This is a genomic window from Streptomyces sp. NPDC019531 (assembly GCF_044903305.1).
In the GTDB taxonomy this organism is placed as follows: domain Bacteria; phylum Actinomycetota; class Actinomycetes; order Streptomycetales; family Streptomycetaceae; genus Streptomyces.
The window spans coordinates 14,459-39,321 of the sequence record NZ_JBJDQL010000033.1 but is presented as its reverse complement, the minus strand read 5'-3'; the positions used below and the strand labels follow the sequence as shown (position 1 = coordinate 39,321).

The following is a 24,863-nucleotide window of genomic DNA, read 5'->3' as shown; positions in this document are numbered from 1 at the left end:
GACCGCTTGTGACGTTCCGTGAGTGATTCGGGGGTGTCGGCCGGTTTGGCAGGTCACGCCAACTCACTCGTCCGGTGCAGATAAACAGGGCGTATCCCCGCAAACTCACACAGGCTGGGTGCGGTGTCCCGTGAACCGCTCCCGGAGGTCCCGTTGTCGCGCACGTTTCCGCGCACTCTTCCGCGCTCCAGACTGCGCAGCACCGCGGCCGTGTTCACCATCATGGCGGCCCTCGCCGCCACCTCCCTCGTCACCGGCCCCTCGGTCGCCGAACCCTTCTCCTCGGCGCCCTGCACCCTGGAGCGCACCGAGGCCCACCACTCGGAGGGTGTCGACACCTGGAACGCCGCCTATCCGCGCCCGGCCCGCTCCCTCGACGCGGTCATGGTCTTCCTGTCCTTCCCGGACACCCCGCCGATGACCACCCCCGCCCAGCTGACCGCCGATCACTTCCCGGCCACCACCCGCTTCTTCGAGCGCGCGTCCTACGGCCGCTTCGCCCTGCGCCCGCATCCGCTGCGGCACTGGATCCGGATGCCGCGCGCGTCGACGTCGTACGCCATACAGCGCGACTGGAAGCCCGCGAACCGGGCCGCCTACCTGCGCGACGCGCTCGCCGCGGCCGACGGGCAGGTGGACTTCTCGCGCTATGACGTCGTCTACTTCGTCGCCGACCCGGACGCGCCCGGCGTGGACTCGGACGCCACGAAGGTCGTCAACCTGGACGTGCCGCTGCGGGCCGACGGCACGGACATCCGGCGGGTCGTCACCGTCTTCGAGAAGCACCCGCCGGACCGCCTCGTCCTGGCCCACGAGACGGGGCATGTCTTCGACCTGCCGGACCTCTACCACCGGCCCATGGACGGCAAGGGCGACTGGGACACGTATGTCGGTGACTGGGACCTGATGGGCAGCCAGTTCGGGCTCGCCCCCGACCTGTTCGCCTGGCACAAGTGGAAGCTGGGCTGGCTGGAGCGGCGGCAGGTGGCGTGCGTGCGGGGGCGGGGGGTGACGCGGCTGACACTGGATCCGCTGGAGGCCGGTCCTGGCAACGCCGGGATCTTCGGGCTCGGGCGCGGCACCAGGCTCGCGGTCGTGCGCACCGGGGACGACAGCGCGCTCGCCTTCGAGGCGCGCGGGGCCCTGGGTGACGACGCGGGAGTGTGCCGACAGGGTGTGCTCGTCTACTGCGTCCACAGCGGAGCCACGTCCGGCGGTGGCCCCGTCCAGGTCATCGACGCCCACCCGCACACCGAGGCCTGCTGGGAGAACTCGGTCTACCCGCCCCTCGCGGACGCCCCCGTCGACATCGGCGAGAGCTTCACGGTGCCGGGGGAGAACGTACGGGTGAAGGTGACGGGCCGGACGACCTCGGGGGCATGGAACGTGGAGATCGCGGTCGGGTGACTTCCTGGCCGACGGCTCGGTGGCCGAGGGGGTGTGGGTGGCGAAGCCCCCACAACGCGCGCCGCAGCCGCGCAGAAACGACGATGGCGAGACCGGCTCGCGCTTTCCGCGAACACGCCTCGCCATCGACATCGTGCGCAAGCCGGGGACTCGAACCCCGGACCCGCTGATGCCGCACCTCCCGGGGCGATGACATCAGCGGCTCCGCCCCGGGCCCCCGGCCGCTTTGGAGTGCCGGCAACAGCGAAGGCCCCTCGCGCTTGCGAGAGGCCTTCCGTGTCTGTGCGCCGCCAGGGACTCGAACCCCGGACCCGCTGATTAAGAGTCAGCTGCTCTAACCAACTGAGCTAGCGGCGCTTGCTGACGTCGTAGACCTTAGCATCCTGATCGGCCGGGGGAAAAATCGAAATCCGTACGGTGGTCCGGGCCGCCCGTACGGCCGCCCACACCAGGATTTCCGGGGTCGGCAGCCAGGGGTGACGGGTGTCGGGGGCGACCAGCCAGCGGGATGCCCCTCCGGAGCTCGCCGCGCTCAGCGGGGCCGGGACGGTCACCGCGTCGCCGGTGCCGTGGCACAGCAGCGGGGGGATCGCGCCCGTGCGGCCGAACTCCTCCCACCGCAGCAGGGACGGCAGCCGCTGGGCCGTGCCCGGCGCCGCGAACAGCAGCATCCGGCCCCGGAGCGTCGCCACCGGCCCCGAGCCCGGCCCCTCGTCCCACAGTCGGTCGAGCATCCGGCGCCCGAAGATCGCGGGGGCGCTGACCACGTCGAAGGCGGTGCCGCAGGGCAGCACGACCGGGGCGGCGGGCCGCTCCTCCCAGAACGACAGGGTGCTACGCGGATATGTTCCTGCCGAGGCGAGCCAGGCCGCTCCGTCCGTGGTGACACCCGAGACGTCGAAGCGGTCGGAGAACGGTTCCTCGCGTGTGCTCATGTCACTTACATTTACCGGGTGTGAGCAGTTGATTCCTGAGGGTTGCGGGAAACCGGGACAAGGGGGAGGTGGGAGGGGTATCTTGCCCGCCTGGCATATGCCAATGATTTTTTACGACGGGTTACGACGGCTGCAGCTCACACCGGGTCGGCGTGCCCCACTCCACCCTCCGCGCCGCGCAGCAGGTCCCGGCCGAACTCGACCATCTTCTTCGCGTAGTCCTCGGTCCACTCGGCGCGCTCGGCGATGTCCGCCGTCGTGAGCCGGTCGAAGCGCCGGGGGTCGGCCAGCTGGGCCGCCGCCATCGCCTGGAACTCCACGGCACGGTCCGCCGCCGCGCGGAACGCGAGCGCCAGCTCGGTGGACCGGGCCAGCAGCGCGCGGGGGTCGTCGATCGACTCCAGGTCGAAGAAGTGCTCCGGGTCGTCGGCCACCTGGGTGGGTTCGAACAGCAGGGGCGCGGGGCGTAGCCGCGGTTCGTGCCGACGCGGCGTGGGCTCCGCCATGTCTTCATCCTCCTCGTACGTCGTCCGTACCGGCGGCCCGTCGATGCATGGGCCACCGTCCATTGTCCCGCGCCCGTGCAAGAGGGCCGGGCGCCTCCGGCGGTACCAAGGTCTACGGCCCCCGGGATGTTCCCGCTCACGCCTTTCCGGCGACGCGTCGGCGAACCTCGGTCAGGGTCGCCACGGCACCCGGTGTTCGGCCGGGCGGGCCAGTACCGCGTGGTTCGCCTCCCAGCCGTCCGGGCTGTTTCCGTCGGCCGTCTCCGGCGGCGTGCCGGACTCCGTCCGGCGAGGGGGGCGGTGCTGGGCCGGATGCCTGCCGACCAGTGCATGGTGCGTTGATCACGGTCGCCACGGCACCCGGTGTTCGGCCAGGCGGGCCAGTACCGCGTGGTTCGCCTCCCAGCCGTCCGGGAACTTCACCAACGTCCCCAGCTGGACCGGTTCCGTCGACGGGTAGTCGTCCAGGAGGTCGGTCACTCCGGCCCGGCACACCACGATGCACGCGTGGCGGTGGCGGGAGGCCAGGACGCACAGGCGGCCCGTCTCCAGGTGGAAGGCGGTGGCGTCGGGGCGGCCGGAGAGGGGGTGCAGGACGACCGTGACGTCGTACTCGCGGCCCTGGAGACGGTTCGCGGTGTCGACGGTGACGTCCGTGACGCCGAGGTCGGCCAGCGCCGCGCGGACCGCCGCCGCCTGGTCCCGGTGGGCCGTGCCGACGGCGATCCTGTCGGCGGTCAGCGGTGCGGGATCCGGTGAGCGCTCCGACGTGGCCGCCCCGCCCCGGTCCAGCAGCCGCCGTACGACGGTCGCCACCGCCCGTACCGCCTCCGGGTCCGTGCGCGGAGTGTGCCGCGCGGGCAGTTCCAGCAGGCCCCAGCCGGACTCCGCCGCCGCGTCGATGACCCGGTCGGGCCCGGAGCCGTCCGAGGGGACCGCGAAGGCGAGCCGACGGTCCTCGTGGCCGGTGCCGCTGCGGAAGGGTGTGTACGGGTAGAAGGCGTCCGAGATCAGCGGCGCGGCGGAGGCGGGCAGGCGCCAGGACACCGGCAGGCGGTGTTGCGGCAGGTCGGGGTTGTGCGCGAGCAGGGTTGTCACCGCCGAGGCCGAGGGGTCGTACGACAGTCCCGCCCACTGTTCGCTGCCCACGATCGCGAACGGGTCCAGCTGCCCCGGGTCGCCCACGAACAGCGCCCGCTCGAAAAGGCCGGCCACGGCCAGCAGCGAGTCCGAGCGCATCTGGTACGCCTCGTCCACGATCGCGTGCGTCCACGGTTCGTCGGCCTTCACATGCCCCCACTTGGCGGCCGTGGAGATCACCACGGGCAGCCCGGTCAGGTCGCCGGCCTTCGCCGACTTACGGACCTGGGGCAGGTCGTCCAGCGCCTTGTCGTACGGGTCCGCGTCACTGCTGTGCAGCCGCCCGACAGGCAGCTCGGGGTTCTTCTCGGCGAGCCTGACGACGAGGTCGTCGACCTGGGCGTTGGTCTGCGCGACGACCATCAACGGGCGCCCGGCGTCGGCCAGTTCCAGCGCCGCCCGGACGACGAGCGTGGACTTGCCGGCCCCGGGCGGGGAGTCCACGACGACACCGCGATGGGTGCCGTGCAGGGTGTCCCGGAGGATCGCGTCGGTGGCCCGCGCGGCCTCGGCACCGGGGTCGAAGGCCTCGCGGGCCTTGGTCGTCACAGCACGTCCTCCGCGGTCAGGGGATCGGCGGCCTCCTGCACGGCCTCACCGGGCGGCCCGCCGTGCGTCCACGGTGTGGCCTCCGGGTCGGGCAGCTTCACGCCGCCCCGCTGCTCGTGCTCGAAGAGCGTGAAGCAGATCCGGTCGCCCTTCTCGGGGACGGACCCGGCCTCGGGCTCCTTGCCGCGGCCCATCTTGTCGAGGACCTTGAGCACGATCAGCGCGCCGTCCTCCTCGGACCCCACGAACTCGGCCGACTGCGGCTTCCCGCCCAGTGAGCGGTACACCTTGGCCCGCTCACCCAGATGCGGCCGGTCGTCGGTCCGCACGGTGACCAGCGGGCGCGGGCTCGGCCGCTTGCCCTCGCTGTACGTCATGACGACGTCCGTGACCTCCCCGGCGAACGCCTCCCCGGCCAGCCGCCGCCCGGCCATCACCAGCGGGTCGTCGAGCGCTTCCTGCGCCTCAAGGCGGGCCTGTTCGCGCTCGCGCGAGGCGAGCTTGTTGGCCGCGGTGACCGCGTCGTCGCGGCGCGGCTGCGGGGGCTCGCCGGCGGTGATCCGGTCGCGGTGGCTCGTGAACGACCAGCGGTCGCGCGTCCACCGCTCCTCCGCGTGGGCGCCTTCCGGCAGTGCCCGCAGCAGGTCGAGGCCCCGCCACACCGCGTCCCAGGTGGGGCGGGTGTGGCCGGCGACCAGAGCGCGGATCTCCCGCTCGGCGGCGGTGAGCACACCGAGCCGGTCGTCGGCCTCCAGCCCGTCCTCGGCCGCGGCGAGAGCGGTACGCGCGCGGTCGTAGCGCTCCAAGGCGGGGGCGAGCACCTTGTTGTCGAACGCCGGGTCGGTGGCGGGACCGGCGGGCGGATGCAGCAGCTGGCCGCGGTCGTCCCTGGCGAGCTCGGCCTCCCGTGCGGCCTCGGCGCCGGAGCGGCCCTGCGGGGGGTCGATCCACGCCAGCAGCGCGCCCAGGTGCTGGTCCTCCAGAGTGGACTGGCCGGTGGACCAGTGCCGGGCCAGCACGTCCGTCATCGCCAGCAGCAGCGAGGAGCCCGGCACCCTGGCCCGCTCCCCGAAGTGGGTCAGCCACCGGCCCAGCAGCGGCACCCGGGGCGGGGCGGGATACGGGGTTTCCGGGTCCTGCTCCGCCGTACGCCGGAAGCGCATGGAGCGCCCCAGCAGCCGTACGAAGTCGACACCCGCGCGACTCGGCACGATCAGCTGTGGGGCGTCCGCGCACAGTTCGACCTCGACCTTGACCCGCTTGCCGGTCTCCGGATCGGTTTCGTTGCGCTCGGCCGCCTCCACGGCCTCGGCGTATCCGTCGACATACGGCAGGACGACATCTGCAAGCTCGGCCAGGAACGCGAACCTGAGGTCCCGGTCGCGCGGCTGCGGTACGACCAGGAGGTGCGGGGCGTCCCGGTCGGTGCCGACGAGCGCGCCGAGCGGGGCACCGGCCTCGCCCGCGGTGGTGAGCGGCACCAGGACGAGGGGGTGGTCGGAGAAGTGCCGGTGGCGGACGATGGCTGCGGGCTGGGCGCGGCCGGTGCTGACGGCTTCCAGCCGGCCGAGCGTCGTGATCAGTGACACATGGGCTCCAGGGGGCGCGGGACCGGGGCGAGGTCGCGCGGGCACGCGGGGTGGTTCGACGTCGTCGCGGCCGGGGAAAGGGCCGGCGTCACCACGCGGCACCTCCCACGGTCACGCCCGCCGCGGTCGTGGCTCCGTGGCCCTCCAGTGCCTCGGCGCGCAGCCGCGCCGCTCTCCGCAGGGCCGCCACCGCCGGATCGTCCGGGTCCCCGGCCGCTCCGCGGGCCGCTGCCAGGACGTCCTCGACGGTTGTCAGGCCGCCCAACTCCGCGCGGACCGAGCGGCCCAGGGAGGTCACCGCGCCCGCCTCGCGGGAGCGGCTTCGGCAGTGGAAGGCCAGTTCGCAGGCGGAGAGGCACTCGGGGGCGTAGGTCGCCGGGACCGACTCGACCGCCGCGGTCAGTTCGTCGGCGGGCAGGTCGGGGGCGAAACAGGTGCCCTCGGGGAGGGTGTCGGCGATGTCCTGGATACGGGTGAGGCGGGTCAGCTGGCGGGCGGTGACCGCGCGCTGCTTGCGGATGTCGACGGCGGAGGCGGTGGGCAGGTTGGAGAAGTCCTTCGGGCAGACCAGGAGGACCCGGTGGCGGACCTTCGGGACCGACTCCATGCGGGCCGCGACCTCCTCCAGCGCCAGGACGTACACCGCGGCCTGGCGGGCGGCCGCGCCCACCTTCGACGGGTCCGCCGAACCGTCCAGCATCGGGAAGGACTTGATCTCCACGACCGTCCAGCCGCCGTCCGGGTGCACGACCACCGCGTCCGGCTCCAGGAAGGCGGGGGACCCGGCGACGTCGAGCGCGAGCATGGGGTGGTCGAGGAGGGTCCAGGTGCCCGATGCCTCTGTGGCCTCGTGCAACGCCAGGGCCGTACGCGCGGTACGGCCTTCGGGGCCGATCGCGGTGAGGTCGGGGACCCGGGCGTCGGTGGGCGGCTCGGCGGAGCGGTCCAGCCGCTCGTGGACCAGCCGCAGCAGCTCCGCACCGCCGTCCGCCTTGACCTTCGCCTCGAAGGCGTTGCCGCGCGTCAGGGCGAACTGCGACTGTCCGAAGGCGGACGGCGAACCCAGCGCGCTCGCCAGCGTCGTCTTGTTCACCCCCGCGCCGTCGAGGATCGCGCGCCGCTTGCAGCCGGGGTTCGCGGCGAGGGCCGCGAGGGCGCGCGCGTCCAGTGCCTTGGCCGGTACCTCGGGCCCGCGCAGCTCAGCGAGCCGCTGCCGGAGCGCCGTCCCCCGCGTCCGTGGGAGCGGCACTCGGCTCGGCTCCGTCGGGGAACCGTGACTCGCGCTGCCGTGGAATGTGCTCACCCGCGGAAGTCTGGCATCCGCCACTGACAATTGAGGGTTCTGCGTCCCGAGAGGCGACGGAGACGGTGGCCATCCGGGCCCGGACGCCCACCGCGGCCCGCTCCGCGGCCCGGGTGACGTACGGGGCGAGCAGGAACCCGGCCCCCATCACGGCCGCGCCCGCGACCGCGTCGAGGAAGTAGTGGTTGGCGGTGCCCATGACCACGATCGTGGTGATCAGCGGGTAGGCGACGGCAGCGACCTTCGTCGTACGCGTCCTGCCGTACCGCCACAGGAGCACACCGCACCACAGGGCCCAGCCGACGTGCAGGCTCGGCATGGCCGCGTACTGGTTGGTCATGCCGCCCATGCCCCGGGGCGCGCTGGCCTCGCCGCCCCACCAGCCGTACGAGCTGTACTGGGCCATGGTGTCGACGAAGCCGTGGCTCGCCGAGAGGAGGCGGGGCGGGCAGGTGGGCAGCAGGGTGAAGCCGATCAGACCGATGAAGGTGGACGTCATCAGCCAGGTGCGGGCCGCGCGGTACCGCACCGCGTGCGAGCGGAACAGCCAGATCAGGACGGCGGGCGTGACCACGTAGTGCAGCGAGGCGTACCAGAAGTCGGCCGGTACGCCGATCCAGGCCTCGCTGGTGAACAGCCGGTTCAGCGGGTGCTCGGCGTTGATGCGCAGGAACTTCTCGACCTTGAGGAGCGCCAGGCCGTGGTCGACGGCGCCGGAGACATCGCCCCGGGCGAGCAGCCGCCCCGCGCTGTAGCAGGCGTACACCAGCAGGATCAGGGGCAGCTCGGTCCACCAGCGCAGCCGCGTCCGTGGGGCTGCCTCGGTGCCTGGTGTCTCGGTCTGCGGCATCCGATCCTTTCCCCCTTCGTGTTGCGCGGCGTCCGGCGGTCCTTGTCCGGTCGTGCCACTTTACGGCGTTTGCGCGGGCCACTGTGGAGTGCCCCCACGCAGCGCCTTCGGCCCTCAAAGACGTCGAGATCGCCCGCCGGGTTGCCCCTGCACAGCGTGCGCGATGATGGAGGGGTTCTGCCTCCGCTTTTCCCCGGAAAGGTTTTTTCATGGCACCGCGCATCCTGCTGGCCCGGCATGGACAGACCGAGTGGTCGCTGTCCGGCAAGCACACGGGCAGGACCGACGTGCCGCTTCTTGAGGAGGGCCGGCGGGGGGCCAAGCTGCTCGGGGAGCGGCTGCACCGGGCGCCGTACGACGGTCTTCCCGGCCTGGAGATCCGCACGAGCCCGCTGGCACGCGCGCGTGAGACGTGCGGACTCGCCGGGTTCGGGGAGCGGGCGACCAGCTGGGACACGCTCATGGAGTGGGACTACGGCGCGTACGAGGGCATGACCCCGGAGGAGATCCAGACCGTCCGACCCGGGTGGCTGATCTGGCGGGACGGGGTTCCTGAGGGCGAGTCGCTGGCGGAGATCACGTCCCGCGCGGACGAGGTCGTCGCGTGGGCGCGCGCCGCGGACCGGGATGTGCTGGTGTTCGCACACGGGCACATCCTGCGGTCCATCGGGGCGCGGTGGCTGGGGTTGCCGATCGATTTCGCTGCGCGGGTGCGGCTCAATCCGACGTCCTTGTCCGTGCTGGGTTGGGCTTATGGGGAACCGGCGATCGAGAGCTGGAACGACCTGGGGCATCTGGGGTAGTCGGTCGGCTGCGGTCCGGTGGGGGCTTGTCGCGCAGTTCCCCGCGCCTTTCAAGAAGGTGGGTGCAGCCGACCTGGGGGCGCGCACCCGCAGCCGAGCAAACACCCCGTCACGCCGTCCTCGGCATCGACGCATGGCGTTCCAGGAACTCCGACACCCCCGAAGCCCGTCGATGCGGCAGCAACACCCTCGCCGTCCCCGCCAGCATCGACTGGATCCTGGACGACTGGACCTCACCCAACAGCTCCAGCACCCGCAGCCCCGCCGCCGCGCCCTCGTCGGGACAGCCGCCGCGGGCCAGGTCGTCGGCCAGTTCGGTGGTGTACAGCGCGATGTTGCGAGTGAAGTGCGGATCCTGGAGATCCGCCGCGCGGCGCGCGTGCCGGGCGGCCCGGGGCCAGTCGCCCAGCGTCGACCAGCACTGCGCCTCCAGGCCCTCCAGTTCGGCCTCGCCGTAGAAGCTCATCCACTCGGGGTCCGCGTCGCAGGGGCCCCGTTCGAAGAAGGCCTGCGCCCGGGCGAGGGCCCGCTCGCAGCCGGTGCGGTCGGCGAGCCCCGCCCAGCCGCCCGCCTCGCGCAGCGCGAGCAGCGACAGCAGACGGGCCGAGCCCAGGGGCCGCGAGACCCGCTGTGCGGCCTGCGCCGCGCGCACCGCCTCCCGTGGCCGCCCCGCGTCGCGCGCAAGGAAGGCGGTGTTGCAGAAGGCGTGCGCCTCCAGGGCGTCGTCACCGGTCATCCGGGCCGTCGCGAGCGCCTCCGCGTAGTGCGAGCGGGCGTCGTCGAACCGCCCCGAGTCGTGCGCCAGCCAGCCCACCGAGATGGCGAGTTCACCGGCGCCCGAGTGCAGCCGGTCGGCGGTCGTCTGCCGGGTCGCGCCCGCGTCGAGCAGTGCGTAGGCGGCGCGTAGCGGAGCCGCTGCGCGCCGGTACAGTCCGTCCGCGCCGTGCCGGTCGTCGAGCAACCGGATTCTGCGGACGGCCTCTTCCAGAGCACCCGCCTGGCTCGCCCCTGCGCGGGGTACCGGCCTTTGGGCGGCGGTGGCGTCGGCGGCGAGCCCGAGGGGGCCCAGCGAGGCGGCGGCCACCGTGGCGCCCCCGCCGGTCATGAATGCGCGACGCAGCACGTCGCTCTCCTCGTAGTTGTCGTACGTCTCTTCAGGGTCCTGCGTGTCATACGGCTCGTACGTCCCCGGCGTCTCATCCGCGCCGCGCGCCCGGCGTCCGCGGACGGACGAGCGCGGCGCGAAGCCCAGGTCGGTGAGCGTGCGGCCGGGGAACATGTGCAGGAACACCCGTTCGTACGCGTAGTTGGGGCAGCGGATCTCGCCCGCCTCGACGCGGCCCACATACCGTGCGTCGCAGCTGACCCGCTCGCCGATCTCGCGCGCGGCCCGTCGTACCGCCGCGGCGAACTCGGCCGGTGAGCGCTGTCCGCGCAGCCGCCGGAACGCGAGGTTCGGCCGCGGTGGCATGGGGGGCTGGGACGAGGTCACCAATGACGACGCCATGGCGGGTCCTCTCGTGCGAACCGTCGAACCATGCCGGAGGCGGGGCGTGTTGACTGGTTTGTCAGTGTGGCGCCCTGTTTCCGGCGGGCAAGAACGTACCTGCTGTGTCCGGGCCGCCACGCGGGGTTTGGCTACAAACCGGATATCTCATCCGAGATCTGCCATGAACTGCCATCCTTTGCGGCGTACTTCCGCCGTAGCCGTTGACGCGGGCGCGCGTTGAACTTCTCGGAGTCGGACGAGGGTTCCTTGGTGGAGGCCGCGATGGAGATGAGCCAGAGCGTCGATCCCTGTACGCCGGTGTCCTGTGACGTGGTCACGGTGCCGACGCGACACGGCCTGGAGGCCGTCGACATCCTGCGGCGGGGGGTGGGGGAGGGGGTGGGACCTGTGCTGCACGACGACGGTGGTCAGACATTGGGGTTCCTGGTGCCGCCGGGGACAGCGGCCGCGTGGGATGTACCGGGCAGTACATGTACGGAGACGAACGGACGGGGCCTGCGGCTGACCCCGGAGCCGGAGCCGCCGGTCGAGGGCTCGGACTGGCTGCTGCCACCAGGAGACACCGACCTGTCCACGGACCCGGCGGTGCTACGGGCAGCACTGGGCGAGGCCGCAAGACTGATCGAGGCCGCGGACAATTGCGGGTGATGGCACCCACCCCTCTTGGGGGCGCGGGGCTGTATCGACAAGCGGCTCCGCCGCGTGGGCGTGACCAGCCCCCACCGACCCGCAGACGCGCGACTACCCGCTGCCGCGGATAATGGCGAAGTGGGAAAGTCCAGGAAGTCCGCGGAAGCCGTCGTAGTACCAGTCGACGGCGGCCTCGCCGAACTCATCCCCGACCGCGAGCGCACACAGGCGTGGACGCTCCTCATCGACGGCGCCCCCCAGTCCCACGTGGACCTCGACGACCCGCGACACCTCTCCTTCGAGTACCAGCGCCGCCTCGGCCACGTCATCGACCTGGTCGCGCCCCCCAACAAGCCCGTGCACGCCGTGCACCTCGGCGGAGGCGCCCTCACTCTCGCCCGGTATCTCGCCGCCACCCGCCCCCGCTCCACCCAGCAGGTGATCGAGCGGGACGCCGCCCTCGTACAACTGGTCCGGCAGAAGCTCCCGTTGGAGCCCACCGCCCGGATACGCGTCAGGTCCGTCGACGCGCGCGAAGGCCTCGCCAAGGTCGCCGACGGATGGGCGGACCTCGTGATCGCCGACGTGTTCAGCGGTGCCCGCACCCCCGCGCACCTCACCTCCACCGAGTTCCTCGACGAGGTCCGCAGGGCCCTCAAGCCGGGCGGTCTCTACGCCGCCAACCTCGCCGACGGACCGCCGCTGGCCCACCTCCGCGGCCAGATCGCCACCGCAGCCGCCCGCTTCCCCGAACTCGCCCTCGTCGCCGACCCGACGGTCCTGCGCGGCAAACGCTTCGGCAACGCCGTCCTGGTCGCCTCCGACACCCCCCTGCCGGTCGCGGAGCTGACCCGCCGCGCCGCCTCGGACCCGCACCCGGGCCGCCTGGAACACGGCAAGGCGCTGCTCGACTTCACCGGCGGGGCCGTACCCGTGACGGACGCGCGGGCCGTGGCCTCTCCGGCCCCGCCCGCCTCGGTCTTCCGCTAGACGCCAGGTCAGTACGTCCCGATCTCCACGCGCGGCGGACCGTCGTGCCAGGTGCAGAACACCGAGACCCGGTCCGCGCCCGAGGAGAACTCCACCCTGATCCACGACTCCGTCTTCCACACCTGCATCGACCAGCCCGTGCCCGGCGTCGCGGAGACGAGGGTCGCCGAGGTCTCGCCGAGGTCGAAGACCGCGCGGCCGCCATCGGTGTCGTAGCTCTTGACCTGGCCGGAGGCGGTGGGGGACGGGCTCTTCCAGGGGGTCGGTCTCGCGGTCGTGGCGCTCGGCTTCGGTGACGGGGTCCTCGACGGGGCCGCCCGCTTCGTCGGGGTCGGCGAGGCCAGCGGTTTCGACTCCTGCGTGGTCGCGTGGGCCGCCGTGATGGGCAGGGCGCGGGGCGGGTCGTAGGCCGTGCCCGCCATGACCGTGTGGACACCCCACCACGACAGAGTGACCGCCGCGCCCGTGGCGAGCAGCCAGGCCAGTACGTGAACGAGTCCTCTGCGCATCGCGGGCCATACTGCCCCACCCGCCCCACAGCTGTCCCGTCTCCTGTCCACCGGTCTTGTCGGGCAGGGTGCCTGGTCCTTTAGGGGCGGGGGGAGTGCCCGCTCCGGCGTAGCGGGGCGGGAGTGGCCGGGGCGCCGCCGGGGCGATCCGGCGTACCGCCCGAGTCGATAGCGCGGCGTACCACGGAGATCAGCCATGAGTTCAGGGAGCGGTCGTCGGCCGCTGCGGCGGTGACGGCCATCGCGTGTACGTCGTCCGGGAGGCGCAGGTTCACATGCTTGGTCATAGGACCATTTTGGCACTGGCATTAGAGTGGAGCTATTATGGGACCATGAGCCGTTTCCGGATGTACCCGACGTGTGAGCAGGAGCAGCAGATGCTGCTGCACTGCGCGCACGCCCGGTACGTCTGGAACCTCGCCGTCGAGCAGCACGCGCACTGGAACCCGGGCCGCAAGTCCGTTCCCGGGTTCGCCGAGCAGTGCCGCCAGCTCACCGAAGCGCGCGCGGTCAGCGAGTGGCTGAGGGCCGGGAACGCGGACGTGCAGCAGCAGGCCCTCAAGGACTTCGCGAAGGCGAAGAACGCCCGCTTCAACTCCGGGTTCGGCGAGCCGACCTGGCGCAAGAAGTTCACGCACGAGGGTTTCCGTGTCATCGGCACGGACCGTGTGCCCGAGTGCAACGCCGACGGCTCGGCGAAGCTGAACGAGAAGACCGGCAAGCAGGTCATGGGCCGCTTGGTCGTGGTGCAGAAGCTGAACCGCCGCTGGGCGCAGGTGAAGGTGCCCGGCTGCGGATGGGTCCGCTTCCGCCTCAGCGCCAGGGGAAAGGGCGCGGAACTGCCCGACGCGAAGACCTTCCGCGTCACCCTCAAGAACGGCCGGTGGCACGCCGCGTTTGCCGTCATCCCGGACCCGGTCGACGCACCTGGCACGGGCGAGGTCATCGGCATCGACAGGGGCGTGAAGATCACCGCCGCGCTGTCGGACGGCCGCACCCTCAACTGCCCGCAGCTCACCGTCAAGGAACGCGCCAAGGTCCGCAAGCATCAACGCCGGGCAGCGCGTGCCCCCAAAGGCAGCCCAAAGAAGACGGCCGAGTACGCGAAGGCCGCGAAGCTCAAGGCCCGCGAAGCCGACCGACGTAAGGACTGGTGTGAGAAGGCCTCAACGATGCTCGCCTGCACCTACGACCTGGTGCGGTTCGAGAAGCTGAACATCAAGACGATGACCGCCAGGACCAAGGTGAAGCCCGACCCGGACCGGCCCGGCCAGTACCTCACGAACGGCCGGGCGGCCAAGGCCGGACTGAACCGGGCGATCCTCGCCCAAGGGTGGGGACTGCTGCGGCAGCGCACCGAGCACAAAGCCCCCGGCCGGGTCGAGGACGTGCCCGCCCCGTACACCAGTCTGCGGTGCAGCGCCTGCGGATGGATCGACAAGAACTCGCGCAAGAGCCAAGCCGAGTTCTGCTGTTCCTCCTGCGGCTTCACCTGCAACGCGGACGCCAACGCAGCAGTCAACGTCGCGGCAGGACAGGGCGGGATTCCGCGCCCCCGGCGAACAGCCGGTGCCGGAGGGGTGACAACGGCCGCCAGCCGTTCGAGCACCCGTGAACCTCGGCCTGAATGGGTTGGAATCCCCCTCTTTTAAGAGGGGGAGGATGTCAAAGGAACGGAGTTGTCCACAGGCCCGGCCCGTGCTCGCCCGAATCGCGTACGGTGCGGCGCATGGCAAGTGTGCTCGTGGTCGAGGACGACCAGTTCGTTCGCTCGGCGCTCATCCGGCACCTGACCGACGCGGCACATACCGTGCGCAGTGTCGGTACGGCGCTGGAGGCGCTGCGCGAGGTCGCCCATTTCCGTTTCGACGTGGTGATCCTGGACCTCGGTCTGCCCGATCTCGACGGGTCCGAGGCCCTGAAGATGCTGCGCGGGATCACCGACGTCCCGGTGATCATCGCCACCGCGCGGGACGACGAGACGGAAGTCGTCCGCCTGTTGAACGCGGGGGCGGACGACTACCTCACCAAGCCCTTCTCGGTCGAGCACCTCTCGGCCCGGATGGCCGCCGTCCTACGACGGTCGCGGGCCGCCGGAGGTGACGCCCCGCCGGAGACCGTGCTGCGCGTCGGCGGACTGAGCGTCGACCCGCTGCGCCGCCAGGCAGAGCTGGACGGCGCCCGACTCGACCTCACCCGCCGCGAGTTCGACCTCCTCGCCTTCCTGGCCGCCCGGCCCGGTGTGGTCGTCCCCCGCAAGGAGCTCCTGGCCGAGGTCTGGCAGCAGTCCTACGGCGACGACCAGACGATCGACGTCCATCTCTCCTGGCTGCGGCGGAAGTTGGGCGAGACGGCGGCGCAGCCCCGTTATCTGCACACCCTGCGGGGGGTCGGCGTGAAGCTGGAACCACCGGGCGGGGGGCTGCCGCTGTGAGATGGGCCCTGGTCAAGGTCTGCCTGGCGGTCACCACCATGGTCGTGGTCGCCTTCGCCATCCCCCTCGGTCTGGTCGTCAAGGAGATGGCCCGGGACCGCGCGTTCTCCAACGCCGAGCGCGAGGCCGCCGCGGTCGCGCCCGCCCTGTCCATCACCACCGACCGCGACCAGCTGGAGCGGGTCGTCGCCGCGGCGGGCTCCGACTCCGGGATGGCCGTCCACATACCGGTGAGCGGAGGTCAGCGGGCCGTCGACATCGGACGCCTGCGCGCCGCCGCCGAGGACATCGCGACCGTACGCGAACTGGGCCGCGCCTCCACCACCGAGGTGCCCGGCGGCTCCACCCTGCTCCAGCCGGTCGCGCTCAGCTCGGGCGAGATAGCCGTCGTCGAGGTGTACGTCCCCGAGTCCGAGGTGCGCAACGGCGTCGCGACCGCCTGGGCGGTGCTCGCGGGCGTCGGTATCGCGCTCGTCGTCGGGTCGGTCGCGGTCGCCGACCGGCTCGGCGTAAGGATGGTGCAGCCCGCGCAGAAACTCGTCGAGGGCGCCCATGAACTGGGGGAGGGGAAGCTGGGGGCGAGGGTGCCGGAGGAGGGGCCGACCGAACTGCGGCTCGCGGCGGTCGCGTTCAACTCCATGGCCGACCAGGTCGTACAACTGCTCGCGAACGAACGGGAGCTGGCCGCCGATCTGTCCCACCGGCTGCGCACTCCGCTGACCGTGCTGCGGTTGAACGCGGCCTCGCTCGGGGACGGGCCGGCCGCCGAGCAGACCCGGGCCGCGGTGGCGCAGTTGGAGCGCGAGGTCGACACCATCATCCGTACCGCTCGGGAGGCCAAGCCGCAGACCGCGGCGGCCGGACCCGGTGCAGGGTGCGACGCGGCCGAAGTCGTGCGGGAGCGCATGGGGTTCTGGTCGGCGCTCGCCGAGGACGAGGGCCGCAAGTGGCGGGTGGCCGGCACGGAGCGGCCGGTGCGGATACCCGTGGCCCGGGCGGACCTCGCGGCCGCCCTCGACGCCCTGCTCGGCAACGTCTTCCGGCACACCCCCGAGGGCACGGCCTTCGCGGTCGACGTGCACAACGGCGACGACGCGGTGATCATGCTCGTCTCCGACGCGGGGTCCGGGATCCGGGACCCCGAGGCCGCGATGGCGCGTGGCCGGGGGTCGGGCAGCGCCGGGTCGACCGGGCTCGGCCTCGACATCGTGCGGCGGCTCGCGGAGTCGACCGGCGGGGACGTGCGGATCGGGTCGTCGGTGCTGGGCGGCACCGAGGTGCGGATCTGGATCCAGCTCGACGGTCGGGAACCGGAGCGCAGGGGGCACCGGGTGCGCAGACGCCGAACGGGCAAATTGGTCTCGACCTTTAACCGACCCCGATCCCTTCCTTAAGTGCGCCCTAAGGTCCTCAACGGCCGTCCTGATCAGGTCATTTGCCCGATTTCCGGTCGCTAGCGTGCCACGCCATGAGCATTCATCGGCGCAGAGTGAACGGCAGAAACAAGGTGATCGGCGGGCTGGTCGCCGCCGCCGTGGTGGGAACCGGAGCGATCCTGCTGAGCGGTACCGCCCAGGCGGCCGGGATCGGCGCCGCGTACACCAGGACCAGTGACTGGTCGACGGGGTACACCGCGCAGTACGTCGTGACCAACAACAGCGGGGCGGCGGACCGGGCCTGGAAGCTGGAGTTCGACCTGCCGTCGGGCTCGAAGCTGAGCTCCCTGTGGAACGCCGAGTCCGCGGTGAGCGGACAGCACGTCACGGTGACATCGGCGAAGTGGGACTCGGACGGACTGGCGCCCGGCGAGTCGGTCACCGTCGGCTTCGTGGTCAACGGCACCGCCGATCCGACCGGTTGTCTCATCGGCGGCGCCAAGTGCTCCGCGGACGACACCGCGACCCCGGAACCGAGCGGCCGCCCGACGGAGTCCGCGACACCGACCCCCACGCAGACACCCACCAAGACGCCCACCTCCACACCGACCCCCACGCAGGGCACCGGCACCGACGCCACCGCCGGCTTCGCCCCCTACGTCGACACCTCCCTCTACCCCGCCTTCGACCTCCTGGCCGCCGCCGACGCGACCGGCGTCAAGAACTACAACCTCGCCTTCGTCACCGACGGCGGCGGCTGCACCCCCAAGTGGGGCGGGGTGAGCGATCTCGCGAGCGACGCCGTGGCCGCGCAGATCGGCGCGCTGCGGGCGAAGGGCGGCGACGTCCGGGTCTCCTTCGGCGGCGCCTCCGGCTCCGAGCTGGCCACGACCTGCTCCTCGGCGGACACGCTGGCGGCGGCGTACGGGAAGGTCGTGGACGCGTACGGCCTGACCAAGGTCGACTTCGACGTGGAGGGCGGCGCGCTGCCGAACGCGGCCGCGAACACCCGGCGCGCGCAGGCGATCGCGCGGCTCCAGGCGCAGCACCCCGGCCTGGACGTCTCCTACACGCTTCCGGTCATGCCCGAGGGCCTCACCCAGGACGGCGTGAACCTGCTCGCGAACGCCACGTCCAACGGCGTGAAGATCGACACCGTCAACATCATGGCGATGGACTACGGGGCCTCGTACAGCGGTGACATGGGCAGCTATGCCGAGCAGGCGGCCACCGCCACCCAGGCACAGATCAAGGGTGTCCTCGGGCTGTCCGACAGCGCGGCCTGGAATGCGGTCGCCGTCACACCGATGATCGGTGTCAACGACGTGGCCTCGGAGATCTTCAAGGTCGAGGACGCCACGCAGCTGGTCGCTTTCGCCAAGGCGAAGGGCCTCGGGTGGCTGTCGATGTGGTCGGCGACCCGCGACAAGCAGTGCGCGGGCGGGGCGAAGAATTCCGCGGACGCCACCTGCAGCTCGATCGTCCAGGACGACGCCGCCTTCTCGAAGGCGTTCGGCACCTACAACTGAGAAGCACCGAAACTGAGAACGTTCCCAGTGCGGCTCCTGTGTCATCAGGGGGGACAGGGATGTCGGTCACGTTTCGACAAACGGGCTCGAAAGCTATTGACGCATGACCTGACATAAGGCTGTCATTACGCCACCGCGTGTTCGGTCAAGTTGATTTCTGGTTGATTAAGACCGGCTTTCGAACCCTCCAGACCGAACCTTGCCCCTCAGGAGCCGTTCATGCGTGATCCCCTGTCCTCCCTGCCCGCTCCCAGCCGCCGAGGCGTACTCAAAGGCGTCGGTGGCGCCGCCCTGCTCGGTGCGGGCATACCCCTGCTGAGCGCCTGCGGCAGCAGCGGTTCGTCCTCCGACCCGAAGACGGTCACGCTGGGCTCGAACCAGTCCGACGCCGTGCCGAAGAAGGCCTACGGGGAGATCTACACGGCCTTCACGAAGCAGTCCGGGATCACGGTCAAGGTCAACACCAAGGACCACAACACCTTCCAGGAGCAGATCAACTCCTACCTCCAGGGCACGCCGGACGACGTGTTCAACTGGTTCGCCGGCTACCGCATGCAGTTCTTCGCGGCCAAGGGTCTCGCCTCCCCGATCGACGACGTGTGGGACAAGATCGGCGGCAACTTCCCCGACGCCATGAAGAAGCTCAGCAAGGGCGCGGACGGCAAGTACTACTTCGTGCCGCTGGTGACGTACCCGTGGGCGATCTTCTACCGCAAGAGCGTCTTCAAGCAGTACGGCTACGAGGTCCCCACGACGTGGGACGCCTTCGTCGCCCTGTGCAAGCAGATGAAGAAGGACAACCTGGTCCCGATCGCCTTCGGCGACAAGGACGCCTGGCCGGCGATGGGCACCTTCGACCAGCTCAACTTCCGCACCAACGGCTACGACTTCCACGTCGACCTGATGGCGGGCAAGGCCTCCTGGACCGACGCCAAGGTCAAGAACGTCTTCGACCACTGGACCGAGATCCTGCCCTACCACCAGGAAGGCTTCATGGGCCGCACCTGGCAGGACGCCGCCCAGACCCTGGTGTCGAAGAAGGCGGGCATGTACGTGCTGGGCACCTTCGTGGCGCAGCAGTTCACCAACAAGGCCGACCTGGACGACCTCGACTTCTTCGCCTTCCCGGAGATCAACTCCGCCTACGGCCAGGACACCGTCGAGGCGCCCACCGACGGCTTCATGGTCTCCAAGTCGCCGAAGAACAAGGCGGGCGCCGCCAAGCTCATGGAGTACCTGGGAACGCCGGACGCCGAGCAGATCTACCTCAAGGCCGACACCAGCGTGGTGGCCGCCTCCACCAAGGCCGACACCTCCTCGTACACCGCCCTGCAGAAGAAGGCGTTCGAGATGATCTCCGGCGCGAAGAGCCTGACCCAGTTCATGGACCGCGACTCGCGCCCGGACTTCACCTCGACGGTGATGCAGCCGTCGCTGCAGAAGTTCCTCCAGAACCCCAAGGGCGTCGACAGTCTGCTGTCATCGATCGAGCGCCAGAAGAAGACGATCTTCGCGTCCTCCTGAGCTGAGCGGCTGAATGACTACCGACATCAACACGAAGAGCCCGGAGGCGGCCGCCGAGCCGCCTTCGGGCCGTGCGCCCGAGAACAAGCGGGTCTCGCAGGGCCACAAGCGCCTGCTGACCCGCCGTGACCGCATCACGCTCGGCTTCATGGCCGGCGTGCCCACCATCCTGCACGTGGTCCTGGTCTGGGTCACCGCCCTCGCCTCGATCGCCCTGGCCTTCACCAGCTGGGACGGCATCGGCTTCGACTCCATCAAGTGGGTGGGGCTGGACAACTTCAAGCAGTTGTTCACCGACAACCCGCAGTTCTGGCCCGCCGTCGAGCACAACGTCATCTGGTTCGTCGTGCTCATCCTGATCCCGACGCCGTTCGGCCTGTTCCTGGCCGTGCAGCTGGACAAGCAGATCCGCTTCTCCCGCGTCTACCAGACCGCGTTCTTCCTGCCGGTCGTGGTCTCGCTGGCGGTGACGGGCTTCGTCTGGCAGCTGGTCTACAACCCGGACACGGGCCTGATCAACAGCCTCATCGGGGCCAACAAGCCGGGCCACTACATCGACTGGATCGGCGATCCCAAGCTCAACCTGTGGGCCGTGCTGATCGCCGCCTCCTGGCGGCACACCGGCTACATGATGATCCTCTACCTGGCCGGCCTCAAGGGCGTCGACCCGTCCCTGCGCGAGGCCTCCTCGCTGGACGGCGCCAACGAGTGGCAGACGTTCAAGAACGTCATCTTCCCGACCCTGCGCCCGACCAACACGGTCGTCCTGGTCGTCACCATCATCGAGGCGCTGCGCGCCTTCGACCTGGTGTTCGTCTTCAACAAGGGCGCCCAGGGCACCGAGCTGCTGTCGATCCTGATCACCAACAACATCATCGGTGAGTCCAGCCGGATCGGTTACGGATCCGCGATCGCCGTGGTCCTGCTGGTCATCTCCCTCGTGGTCATCATCCCGTACCTGATCGCGACCTTCCGGAAGGAGCGGCGCGCATGAGCACCACCGTCGCCACCGGTGCGCCGGCCAAACAGCGCACGCCCGTCCGCCCGGCCCGCGTCCTGCTGCACGTGTTCCTCGCCGGCACCGCGCTGGCCTGGCTCGCCCCGCTGCTGTGGGCGGTCTTCGCGGCCCTGCGCCCGTACTCGGAGACCAGCACCAAGGGCTATGTCTCCTGGCCGGACACGCTGAACTTCGACAACTTCAAGAACGCGTTCCAGCAGTCCGACATGCTGCACTACTTCGGCAACACACTGATCATCGCGGTTCCCGCCGTGCTGGTCACGCTGCTGCTGTCGTCGATGGTCGCGTTCTACGTCAGCCGCTTCGACTTCCGGCTCAACATCTTCCTGCTCCTGGTGTTCACGGCGGGCAACCTGCTGCCGCAGCAGGTCATCATCACCCCGCTGTACCGGCTGTACCTGCTCATCGACCTGCCCGGCATCACGATGAGCGGCAAGCTGTACGACTCCGCGCTCGGCCTGGTCCTGATCCATGTGGCGTTCCAGTCCGGCTTCTGCGCCTTCGTGCTCAGCAACTACATGCGGATGCTGCCGCACGAGCTCACCGAGGCCGCCCTCGTCGACGGCGCCTCGGTGTGGCGGATGTACTGGCAGATCGTGCTGCCGCTGTGCAAGCCGGCCATGGCGGCCCTGGGGACGTTGCTGTCCATCTGGATCTACAACGACTTCTTCTGGGCCATCGTGCTGATCTCCACCGGCGAGAACATGCCGATCACCTCGGCGCTCAACAACCTCTCCGGCCAGTACTTCACCGACCCCAACCTGGTCGCCGCGGGCGCCCTGCTCACCGCGATCCCCACGCTGATCGTGTACTTCGTGCTCCAGCGCCAGTTCGTCAGCGGACTGACCCTCGGCGCCAACAAGGGCTGACACCCTTTCTTCCGAAAGAGAAGCACCGTGCCCCACCCCTTCACCCCGGTCGCCTCCGTGCCCGTGGACGCACGCACCGCCCGCGTCCACGAGGAGGGCTGGCAGTCCTGGAGCCCCAGCGGCGCCTACGCCCTCGGCGACAAGCCGTACCGCCCGACGAACGACAACTGGGCGACGGTCTGCTACCGGCCGGGCGTCACCGTCCCCGAAGGCACCTTCCAGGGTGAGGGGCTGCTGGCGCTCGACCCGGGCGACGGATCGCCGGTACGGCTGTGGGCGGCGCCGGAACCCACGCGTGAGGTCCCGTCGATCCGCCTGACCGTCGACGGCGGCACCGCCACGGTCACCGCCGACGGCCCGGTGAAGGAGTTCACGGGCCCGGACCTCCAGGCGACGCTCGCCGAGTGGGCCACCGGTCTCGGGGTCGAGGCCCCGCGCCCGGCACCCACCGTCTGGTGCTCCTGGTACGAGTACTTCACCGCCGTCACCGAGGACGACATCCACGAGAACCTCCGTGCGATGGACACCCTCGACCTGCCCGTCGACGTGGTCCAGATCGACGACGGCTACCAGAAGGCCCTCGGCGACTGGCTCACCCTCTCCGGCCGCTTCCGCTCCCGCGCGGGCATCGCCGACGCGATCCGGGCGAGGGGCAGGAGGGCCGGCATCTGGACGGCCCCCTTCCTGGTCGACCCGGCCAGCGACCTCGCCGCCGAGCACCCCGACTGGCTCGTCAAGGACCCTGGCGGGTCGGGGGAAGCAGGGGCACATCCCCACGCCGCCCGGCACGACGGCGGCTTCCTGCACGCCGGCCGCAACTGGGGCCACGACCTGAGCGTCCTGGACACCACCCACCCCGAGGCGGCGGCGTACCTGACCGAGGTCTTCCGGACCCTGCGCGCGGAGGGCTACGACTACTTCAAGGTCGACTTCCTGTACGCGGGCGCCCTGGAAGGCGTACGGCACGGCTCCGTGGACGCGCTCACGGCGTACCGCGCGGGCATCGAGCTGATCCGCGAGGCCATCGGCGAGGACGCCTACCTGCTCGGCTGCGGCGCGCCGATCCTCCCCTCCATCGGCCTGTTCGACGCGATGCGGGTCAGCCCCGACACGGCCCCGCACCGCCGCCCCGAGGCCGACGACTACAGCCAGCCCGGCCAGGACCCGGCCGAGTTCACCGGCGTGGGCCGCCAGTGGCAGCACGGGCGGTTCTGGGTCAACGACCCCGACTGCCTGATGGCCCGCCCGGCCGTGGAGACCCGCGAGCGCTGGGCCGCCCATGTGGAGGCGACCGGCGGCCTGATGGCGTCCAGCGACCGCCTGCTGTCCCTGGACCAGTGGGGCGTGGAGACGACCCGCCGTCTGCTCGGCGGAGGCGCCCGATGATCGCGGAGGGCATCGCCTACGGCGGCGACTACAACCCCGAGCAGTGGCCCGAGGAGGTCTGGGCCGAGGACGTACGCCTCATGCGCGAGGCGGGCGTGAACATGGTCAGCGTCAACATCTTCGCGTGGGCGCTCCTTGAGCCCAGCGAGGGCGAGTACGACTTCGCCCGCCTCGACAGGATCCTCGCGCTGCTCCACGACAACGGCATCGCCGCCGACCTGGCGACCCCCACGGCCGCCCCGCCGGCCTGGTTCTTCCGCAAGCACCCGCAAGCGCTGCCGGTCGACAAGGACGGCCGGGGACTGTCGTACGGCAGCCGCCAGACGTTCTGCCCGTCGAGCCCCGCCTACCGGGAGGCGGCCCTGCGGATCGCCCGGGTGCTCGGAGAGCGGTACGCCGACCACCCGGCGGTCGTGATGTGGCACATCCACAACGAGTACGGCTGCCACAACGCGGAGTGCTACTGCGACGTGAGCGCGGAGGCCTTCCGGGGGTGGCTGCGCGACAAGTACGAGGACCTGGCGGCCCTCAACGACGCCTGGGGCACGACCTTCTGGAGCCAGTGGTACTACGACTGGGACGAGATCATCCCGCCCCGCGCCACCGGCGCCGTCCCCAACCCGGCCCACCAGCTCGACTGGCGCCGCTTCTGCAGTGACGAGTTGCTGTCGCTGTACAAGGCGGAGCGGGAGGCGCTGCGGGAAGCCGCCCCCTCGGTGCCGGCCACCACCAACTTCATGGTGATGTACAACTTCGACGCCCTGGACTACTGGCGCTGGGCACCGGAGTTGGACCTCGTCTCCAACGACCACTACCTGCGCTCCACCGACCCCGAGTCGGAGATCGACATCGCGCTCAGCGGCGACCTCGTGCGCTCGCTGGCCGGCGGCCCGTGGCTGCTGATGGAGCACTCGACGGGCGCGGTGAACTGGCAGCCCGTCAACAGGGCGAAGACGTCCGGTGAGTTGCGCCGCAACGCGCTCGCCCATGTCGCCCGTGGCGCCGACGGCATCGCCTACTTCCAGTGGCGGGCCGCGAAGGCGGGCGCCGAACAGTGGCACTCGGCGATGCTGCCGCACGCGGGCACGGACAGCCGGATCTGGCGTGACGTGGTGGCATTGGGCGCGGACCTGAAGGCGCTCGCGGAGGTACGGGGCAGCACGAGCCCCGCCTCGGTCGCCGTCGTCTGGGACTGGAACGCCCGCTGGGCCCTGGAACTCCCCTCCCAGCCCAGCGAGTCGGTCCGCTACCTGGACGTGGTCCGCTCCTGGTACGAGCCGTTGTGGCGGTCCGGCGTGGCGGTGGACTTCGTCCACCCGTCGGCGGACCTGTCGCAGTACCGCCTCGTCCTCGCTCCCGCCCTCTACCTGGTCGACGACGACGGTGCGGAGAACCTGACGGGCTTCGCTTCGGGCGGCGGCACCCTGGTCGTCGGCTTCCACAGCGGAGCGGTCGACGCCAACTGCCATGTCCGACTGGGCGGTTACCCGGGAGCCTTCCGCGAGGCGCTCGGCGTCAGCACGGACGAACTGTTCCCGCTGCTGCCCGGCGAGACGGTCGCCCTCGACAGCGGCGGTACGGCGTCCCTGTGGACGGAGCGGGTCCGCCTGGCGGGCGCCGAGGCGGTGACGTCGTACACCTCGGGGCCGTTGACCGGGGTCCCCGCGGTGACCCGGCATCCGCACGGCGAGGGCACGGCCTGGTACCTGGCCACCCACCCCGACCCGGAGACCCTCGCCGCACTCCTGGACCGCATCCGCGCGGAGGCGGGCGTGGAGCCGGTACGGGAGACGGCGGAGGGCGTGGAGGCGGTGCTGCGACGGGGCGGGGACGCGGACTACCTCTTCCTGATCAACCACGGTGAGCGGGAGGCGGAGGTACGAGTGACCACGCGCGCGACCGAGTTGCTGAGCGGCAGGGGCATCGACGGCGGCCGGGTGACCGTGGCGCCGGGCGATGTGGTGGTCGTACGCGAAGCACACTGACACACCCTTGATGGCCGTGCG

At 70.9% G+C, this 24,863-nt stretch carries 22 protein-coding genes and 1 tRNA gene; 13 read left to right on the top strand and 10 right to left on the bottom strand.

Annotation, left to right across the window (positions count from 1 at the left end; all coding sequences use genetic code 11):
- The first annotated feature begins 123 nt into the window (after nucleotides 1-123).
- Nucleotides 124-1,407, top strand: a complete 1,284-nt coding sequence (locus ACI2L1_RS31225) for a M6 family metalloprotease domain-containing protein (protein WP_404742753.1) — start codon at nucleotides 124-126, stop codon at nucleotides 1,405-1,407.
- 283 nt (nucleotides 1,408-1,690) lie between these two features.
- Here ACI2L1_RS31225 and ACI2L1_RS31220 read toward each other — a convergent pair.
- From ACI2L1_RS31220 to ACI2L1_RS31190, 7 genes are all read right to left on the bottom strand, one after another.
- Nucleotides 1,691-1,764: transfer RNA gene (locus tag ACI2L1_RS31220), tRNA-Lys, on the bottom strand.
- On the bottom strand, nucleotides 1,755-2,342 hold the full coding sequence (locus tag ACI2L1_RS31215; RefSeq protein ID WP_404742752.1) for a bifunctional DNA primase/polymerase: 588 nt from the start codon (nucleotides 2,340-2,342) through the stop codon (nucleotides 1,755-1,757). Before ACI2L1_RS31215 ends, ACI2L1_RS31220 begins: the two co-directional genes overlap by 10 nt.
- Before the next feature lie 137 nt (nucleotides 2,343-2,479).
- Complete coding sequence (locus ACI2L1_RS31210; RefSeq protein ID WP_404742751.1) at nucleotides 2,480-2,848, bottom strand: hypothetical protein; 369 nt, start codon at nucleotides 2,846-2,848, stop codon at nucleotides 2,480-2,482.
- Nucleotides 2,849-3,190: 342 nt separating this feature from the next.
- Entirely contained in the window at nucleotides 3,191-4,537 is a 1,347-nt protein-coding gene (locus ACI2L1_RS31205; protein WP_404742750.1) for an AAA domain-containing protein, read from the bottom strand.
- Nucleotides 4,534-6,126 (bottom strand): hypothetical protein, encoded by a 1,593-nt coding sequence (locus ACI2L1_RS31200; protein WP_404742749.1) that lies wholly within the window; start codon nucleotides 6,124-6,126, stop codon nucleotides 4,534-4,536. The genes ACI2L1_RS31205 and ACI2L1_RS31200 overlap by 4 nt, the downstream gene beginning before the upstream one ends.
- Nucleotides 6,127-6,214: 88 nt before the next feature.
- Nucleotides 6,215-7,375, bottom strand: a complete 1,161-nt coding sequence (locus ACI2L1_RS31195) for a hypothetical protein (RefSeq protein ID WP_404742748.1) — start codon at nucleotides 7,373-7,375, stop codon at nucleotides 6,215-6,217.
- The gene (locus tag ACI2L1_RS31190) at nucleotides 7,326-8,279 is read right to left on the bottom strand and encodes a phosphatase PAP2 family protein (protein WP_404742747.1); all 954 of its coding nucleotides are present in this window, start codon (nucleotides 8,277-8,279) and stop codon (nucleotides 7,326-7,328) included. Before ACI2L1_RS31190 ends, ACI2L1_RS31195 begins: the two co-directional genes overlap by 50 nt.
- A 209-nt stretch (nucleotides 8,280-8,488) precedes the next feature.
- Between ACI2L1_RS31190 and ACI2L1_RS31185 the strand changes: the two genes are divergently transcribed.
- Nucleotides 8,489-9,082 (top strand): histidine phosphatase family protein, encoded by a 594-nt coding sequence (locus ACI2L1_RS31185; protein WP_404742746.1) that lies wholly within the window; start codon nucleotides 8,489-8,491, stop codon nucleotides 9,080-9,082.
- A 109-nt stretch (nucleotides 9,083-9,191) separates the two neighbouring features.
- On the opposite strand, the gene ACI2L1_RS31180 is transcribed toward ACI2L1_RS31185, so the two are convergent.
- Nucleotides 9,192-10,589 (bottom strand): tetratricopeptide repeat protein, encoded by a 1,398-nt coding sequence (locus ACI2L1_RS31180; RefSeq protein WP_404742745.1) that lies wholly within the window; start codon nucleotides 10,587-10,589, stop codon nucleotides 9,192-9,194.
- A gap of 264 nt (nucleotides 10,590-10,853) precedes the next feature.
- On the opposite strand from ACI2L1_RS31180, the gene ACI2L1_RS31175 reads away from it, so the two are divergent.
- Nucleotides 10,854-11,240 carry a hypothetical protein gene (locus ACI2L1_RS31175; protein WP_404742744.1) on the top strand — a complete coding sequence of 129 codons (387 nt, stop codon included), beginning with the start codon at nucleotides 10,854-10,856 and terminating at the stop codon, nucleotides 11,238-11,240.
- A 120-nt stretch (nucleotides 11,241-11,360) separates the two neighbouring features.
- Nucleotides 11,361-12,212 carry a spermidine synthase gene (locus tag ACI2L1_RS31170; protein WP_404742743.1) on the top strand — a complete coding sequence of 284 codons (852 nt, stop codon included), beginning with the start codon at nucleotides 11,361-11,363 and terminating at the stop codon, nucleotides 12,210-12,212.
- 8 nt (nucleotides 12,213-12,220) lie between these two features.
- Here ACI2L1_RS31170 and ACI2L1_RS31165 read toward each other — a convergent pair whose 3' ends face one another.
- Together ACI2L1_RS31165 and ACI2L1_RS31160 are read right to left on the bottom strand one after the other, a co-directional pair.
- Nucleotides 12,221-12,721 carry a hypothetical protein gene (locus ACI2L1_RS31165; RefSeq protein WP_404742742.1) on the bottom strand — a complete coding sequence of 167 codons (501 nt, stop codon included), beginning with the start codon at nucleotides 12,719-12,721 and terminating at the stop codon, nucleotides 12,221-12,223.
- Nucleotides 12,722-12,801: 80 nt separating this feature from the next.
- Nucleotides 12,802-13,008 (bottom strand): toxin-antitoxin system HicB family antitoxin, encoded by a 207-nt coding sequence (locus ACI2L1_RS31160; protein ID WP_404742741.1) that lies wholly within the window; start codon nucleotides 13,006-13,008, stop codon nucleotides 12,802-12,804.
- A 45-nt stretch (nucleotides 13,009-13,053) separates the two neighbouring features.
- Here ACI2L1_RS31160 and ACI2L1_RS31155 point away from each other — a divergent pair, with 45 nt between their 5' ends.
- The 9 genes from ACI2L1_RS31155 to ACI2L1_RS31115 all read left to right on the top strand — a co-directional run bounded on the left by ACI2L1_RS31155 (nucleotide 13,054) and on the right by ACI2L1_RS31115 (nucleotide 24,842).
- A complete protein-coding gene (locus ACI2L1_RS31155) occupies nucleotides 13,054-14,373 on the top strand; it encodes an RNA-guided endonuclease InsQ/TnpB family protein (RefSeq protein ID WP_404742740.1) in 1,320 nt (439 codons plus the stop codon).
- Nucleotides 14,374-14,450: 77 nt separating this feature from the next.
- Nucleotides 14,451-15,155, top strand: coding sequence for a response regulator transcription factor (locus ACI2L1_RS31150; protein ID WP_404742739.1), 705 nt, complete (start codon nucleotides 14,451-14,453; stop codon nucleotides 15,153-15,155).
- Nucleotides 15,152-16,549: a sensor histidine kinase gene (locus tag ACI2L1_RS31145; protein WP_404742738.1), complete on the top strand. Its 1,398-nt coding sequence runs from the start codon at nucleotides 15,152-15,154 to the stop codon at nucleotides 16,547-16,549. The genes ACI2L1_RS31150 and ACI2L1_RS31145 overlap by 4 nt, the downstream gene beginning before the upstream one ends.
- Nucleotides 16,550-16,623: 74 nt before the next feature.
- Entirely contained in the window at nucleotides 16,624-18,060 is a 1,437-nt protein-coding gene (locus tag ACI2L1_RS31140) for a cellulose binding domain-containing protein (RefSeq protein WP_404742737.1), read from the top strand.
- A 219-nt stretch (nucleotides 18,061-18,279) separates the two neighbouring features.
- Complete coding sequence (locus ACI2L1_RS31135) at nucleotides 18,280-19,584, top strand: ABC transporter substrate-binding protein (RefSeq protein WP_404742736.1); 1,305 nt, start codon at nucleotides 18,280-18,282, stop codon at nucleotides 19,582-19,584.
- A gap of 13 nt (nucleotides 19,585-19,597) precedes the next feature.
- Nucleotides 19,598-20,578 (top strand): carbohydrate ABC transporter permease, encoded by a 981-nt coding sequence (locus ACI2L1_RS31130; RefSeq protein WP_404742735.1) that lies wholly within the window; start codon nucleotides 19,598-19,600, stop codon nucleotides 20,576-20,578.
- Nucleotides 20,575-21,471: a carbohydrate ABC transporter permease gene (locus ACI2L1_RS31125; protein ID WP_404742734.1), complete on the top strand. Its 897-nt coding sequence runs from the start codon at nucleotides 20,575-20,577 to the stop codon at nucleotides 21,469-21,471. Before ACI2L1_RS31130 ends, ACI2L1_RS31125 begins: the two co-directional genes overlap by 4 nt.
- A 27-nt stretch (nucleotides 21,472-21,498) precedes the next feature.
- Nucleotides 21,499-22,857 (top strand): glycoside hydrolase family 36 protein, encoded by a 1,359-nt coding sequence (locus ACI2L1_RS31120; RefSeq protein WP_404742733.1) that lies wholly within the window; start codon nucleotides 21,499-21,501, stop codon nucleotides 22,855-22,857.
- The gene (locus tag ACI2L1_RS31115) at nucleotides 22,854-24,842 is read left to right on the top strand and encodes a beta-galactosidase (protein WP_404742732.1); all 1,989 of its coding nucleotides are present in this window, start codon (nucleotides 22,854-22,856) and stop codon (nucleotides 24,840-24,842) included. The genes ACI2L1_RS31120 and ACI2L1_RS31115 overlap by 4 nt, the downstream gene beginning before the upstream one ends.
- Nucleotides 24,843-24,863: the final 21 nt, after the last annotated feature.

Excerpts from the sequence above, each read along its gene's own strand:
- ACI2L1_RS31175 (WP_404742744.1), top strand. The coding sequence starts at position 10,854 with ATGGAGATGAGCCAGAGCGTCGATCCCTGTACGCCGGTGTCCTGTGAC.
- ACI2L1_RS31210 (WP_404742751.1), bottom strand. The coding sequence starts at position 2,848 with ATGGCGGAGCCCACGCCGCGTCGGCACGAACCGCGGCTACGCCCCGCG.
- ACI2L1_RS31215 (WP_404742752.1), bottom strand. The coding sequence starts at position 2,342 with ATGAGCACACGCGAGGAACCGTTCTCCGACCGCTTCGACGTCTCGGGT.
- ACI2L1_RS31150 (WP_404742739.1), top strand. The coding sequence starts at position 14,451 with ATGGCAAGTGTGCTCGTGGTCGAGGACGACCAGTTCGTTCGCTCGGCG.
- ACI2L1_RS31140 (WP_404742737.1), top strand. The coding sequence starts at position 16,624 with ATGAGCATTCATCGGCGCAGAGTGAACGGCAGAAACAAGGTGATCGGC.
- ACI2L1_RS31125 (WP_404742734.1), top strand. The coding sequence starts at position 20,575 with ATGAGCACCACCGTCGCCACCGGTGCGCCGGCCAAACAGCGCACGCCC.
- ACI2L1_RS31135 (WP_404742736.1), top strand. The coding sequence starts at position 18,280 with ATGCGTGATCCCCTGTCCTCCCTGCCCGCTCCCAGCCGCCGAGGCGTA.
- ACI2L1_RS31115 (WP_404742732.1), top strand. The coding sequence starts at position 22,854 with ATGATCGCGGAGGGCATCGCCTACGGCGGCGACTACAACCCCGAGCAG.
- ACI2L1_RS31130 (WP_404742735.1), top strand. The coding sequence starts at position 19,598 with ATGACTACCGACATCAACACGAAGAGCCCGGAGGCGGCCGCCGAGCCG.
- ACI2L1_RS31190 (WP_404742747.1), bottom strand. The coding sequence starts at position 8,279 with ATGCCGCAGACCGAGACACCAGGCACCGAGGCAGCCCCACGGACGCGG.
- ACI2L1_RS31165 (WP_404742742.1), bottom strand. The coding sequence starts at position 12,721 with ATGCGCAGAGGACTCGTTCACGTACTGGCCTGGCTGCTCGCCACGGGC.
- ACI2L1_RS31185 (WP_404742746.1), top strand. The coding sequence starts at position 8,489 with ATGGCACCGCGCATCCTGCTGGCCCGGCATGGACAGACCGAGTGGTCG.
- ACI2L1_RS31160 (WP_404742741.1), bottom strand. The coding sequence starts at position 13,008 with ATGACCAAGCATGTGAACCTGCGCCTCCCGGACGACGTACACGCGATG.
- ACI2L1_RS31180 (WP_404742745.1), bottom strand. The coding sequence starts at position 10,589 with ATGGCGTCGTCATTGGTGACCTCGTCCCAGCCCCCCATGCCACCGCGG.
- ACI2L1_RS31155 (WP_404742740.1), top strand. The coding sequence starts at position 13,054 with ATGAGCCGTTTCCGGATGTACCCGACGTGTGAGCAGGAGCAGCAGATG.